Origin of the sequence: Aliiglaciecola lipolytica E3, assembly GCF_000314975.1 — a bacterium.
In the GTDB taxonomy this organism is placed as follows: domain Bacteria; phylum Pseudomonadota; class Gammaproteobacteria; order Enterobacterales; family Alteromonadaceae; genus Aliiglaciecola; species Aliiglaciecola lipolytica.
This window is the reverse complement of sequence record NZ_BAEN01000005.1, coordinates 1-3,025: the sequence shown is the minus strand read 5'-3', so window position 1 is coordinate 3,025 and position 3,025 is coordinate 1. Positions and strand designations below refer to the sequence as shown.

The 3,025-nt window shown below is 41.7% G+C and carries 1 protein-coding gene and 1 pseudogene; both read left to right on the top strand.

Annotated features, from left to right (window positions below):
• On the top strand, window positions 1–1,517 hold a 1,517-nt coding region (locus GLIP_RS00805), incomplete at its 5' end, for a VWA domain-containing protein (RefSeq protein WP_040521561.1).
• A 443-nt stretch (window positions 1,518–1,960) separates the two neighbouring features.
• Window positions 1,961–3,025, top strand: a pseudogene (locus tag GLIP_RS00800) (DUF4011 domain-containing protein); the annotation flags it as partial.

Sequence of the window (3,025 nt, the reverse complement as noted above, 5' to 3'; positions counted from 1 at the left end):
CCCAACCTTATACCATTCAATCTTTACAAGGCGATTACCCTTGTGCATTAAGTGTGTTGCCACCTCAAGCCAGTCTAGCAACCACTGACACGGTTAGTGTGGTTTTATTAGTTGATTGCTCGGGCTCGATGACAGGGTTGTCTATGCAACAAACACAAGCGGGGTTAACGTCGTTGTTAACGAGTTTGCAAGATGGCAGTGAAGTGAGCTTGATGTGTTTTGGTAGCAATGTAATGCACGTTAACGCCAAGCCGCTCACCATCAATACTAAAAACCGTAAAGTATTGCTCGAATTTGTGGCTAACTTGGCTGCAGACATGGGAGGCACCGAGATTTGGGAGGCACTGGCTGGCGCTCAAAAACAGGCTGAACTACACCAAAAAACGCCTGAAATTATTGTTCTAACTGATGGTCAGGTCTGGGAAAACGCTGAATTTTTTGATGAAATAAACTCGACTACATCAGAGCCATGCCGGATACATAGCATAGGGATAGGGAGCGCTGTCTCTGAACATATTGTCATTAAGCTGGCAGAGGCCACCCATGGTCAATGGATATTGGTACATCCTAATGAACCGATGGCTGAGCGTATCAAGCACTTTGTTTCACAAGTTAGTGCTCCGCGACAAGCCTGTATCTGGCAAACAGAAAATACCCGGTGGACTGCACTTCCCTCATCGACCAGTTTAGTGCATGGAGGTTTGGGTTATGTGGTTTATCAAGGTGATTCAAAACCACTAAGCATAAGCTTGAATGGTGAGATATTACCCAAGTCTGAGTTAACAGGTGAATTAGGCTTGGCCTTACAAAAGTTAGTAGGGCAACAGCATGTGTTTGCTTTAGACACGGACGAAGCAACAAAGTTGTCGCTCAAATTAGGGTTAGTAAACCGCTATACCAGTTTTGTGATGGTAAATAGCCAAAATGTTGAAAATGCCGATGGCTTGCCAGAATTAACTGTGGTCCCGCAAATGCTCCACTCTAACTTACGTTTTAACCGCTCGATTAATGAAAACCAAAATGATGTGTTTATGGATGTGGCGCAAGATTTTAATAACTGTAGCGATCCAAGTGAATACCAAGATATACCTCTGTTTTTAAGAAACGAGCCTAATCATAAACCTGCGAATAAGCAGATGCCCTTTATATCTAATGTGTTCGCAGGAAGATCCTCATCAGAAGATGCGTTTGAAAGTTTACTGTTGAAGAAGGTAGACAAAAAGTTAACTAGAACACTATTAAAAGGTCGAATTCCCAGTCTTAAAATACTCAAGGCCTGGGGTTTAAATCAAGACATAGCCGAAGCAATTGAAGCCTACTTTATTCAGCACAACTTAGACGATCAACTATGCTATCTCGCCAAAGCATTATTATGGCTAAACGATGAGCAGAATGTCTTATCAACCGCCAGTATCAACATATTACAAAGTAAAATTGACGGCTCGACGCCCTCAGATTTAGCGGCAATGGATGGGTTTATTCAAAAATTAGACGAAGTCGAAGTATGTGCTTTTTGATGCACAATATGTATGTTTGCTACGGTGTGGTCACGAGCTGTATTTACAGGACATTTTAGTCACGGATAACAACATACAAGGGCAAACTATATGGCGCACCCGGCGAGATTGCTCCGCACATCCCTGTACTTCGTCGCTTCGCGACCAGCTAAAGCTATCCTAATTTGTTCCAGACAAATTAGTCGAACGCACGACTTATGCCTCCAGAGAGCGCCATGTCGAAAGGGGCTCAATCGGTTTACCCCTGCGAAAATCGTCAAGCCTTCATACATAAAGGGGTGTAGGGCAACTCAGTAGTATCGGCTTCTTATGAAATTCAGGTAGTTATCCTTAAGTTTGCAATGACTACTATGTAAATCTTATTAGACTTTTGAATAATGGGAGTGTAAAAATGGATATTACTCTCATCATTCTTTGAGTATGTTGTTCGGAAGGAGCCGATAATGTTAGATGCAAATATCGAGAAACAAATTGCCAATACAATTGAACTACGCATTGATATAACACGCACTTTCTCACTCGCTGCACAGCAAAATTCCTATCCTATTCTCAAATCAATTCGAATTATCTATCCAAACAGCGAAAATGAAATTCTTCCATCGTATAGTTCACTGAAGCTAGCGTTAGCTAGTATAGATGGCTGGCTCGCTGAGGAAAAATGGAATATTGATAGGTTAGAACCTAGTCAATCCATTAACCTTCAATTAAAAGAACTGCGCTTTCCATTTGAAAAGCTGTTTGGGATTACTGAGGAAATTTCTCATACATTGACATTTACTCTCTTGGACGAGGAAGAAAATATCATTGCAGTACATTATGCCAAACTGGATATTCTGCCTGCGACCTATTGGGGAGGCGAAGAGCGACAACCAGCGCTATTAGCCGCATTTGTGAAACCTAATGGCGTTTTTGTTGAGTCACTGATCAGGAAAGCCGCACTAGTATTGGAAAAAGGTGGCTTTGGGCGTTCTGTAGATGGCTATCAGTCAAATACGCGGGAGAAACCATACGTAATGCTTGCAGCACTATGGAATGTTCTTTTTCAGGAAAAGCTAGCTTACGTTAGCCCCCCTAAAGGTTTTGCTAAATTGGGCCAACGTGTAAGACTTGCAGCAGATATTAGCAACGCAAGAATGGTAGCTTGCCTTGATTCTTCACTTTTGTTTGCCAGTTGTATAGAAGCTATGGGCTTAAATCCTGTCATAGCGGTAACTAAAGGACATGCATTTGCAGGGGCTTGGCTAATTGATGAAAAGTTACCAATTCTAACTAACGACGATCCTCAAGATATTCGTAAGCGAGTTGATAACAGAGATCTAGTATTGTTTGAAACCACGTTGATAACAAACGACTCCATAGTTACATTCGAGCAAGCAAAAGAACATGCCAGAGATTTACTTGCTGAGGAGCATGAAACTGAATTTGTAATGGTTATTGATATTGCACAAGCAAGAGCGCAATCAATTAAACCCATGTCTACAGTAGAAGATAAAAAAGAAGAACAAACT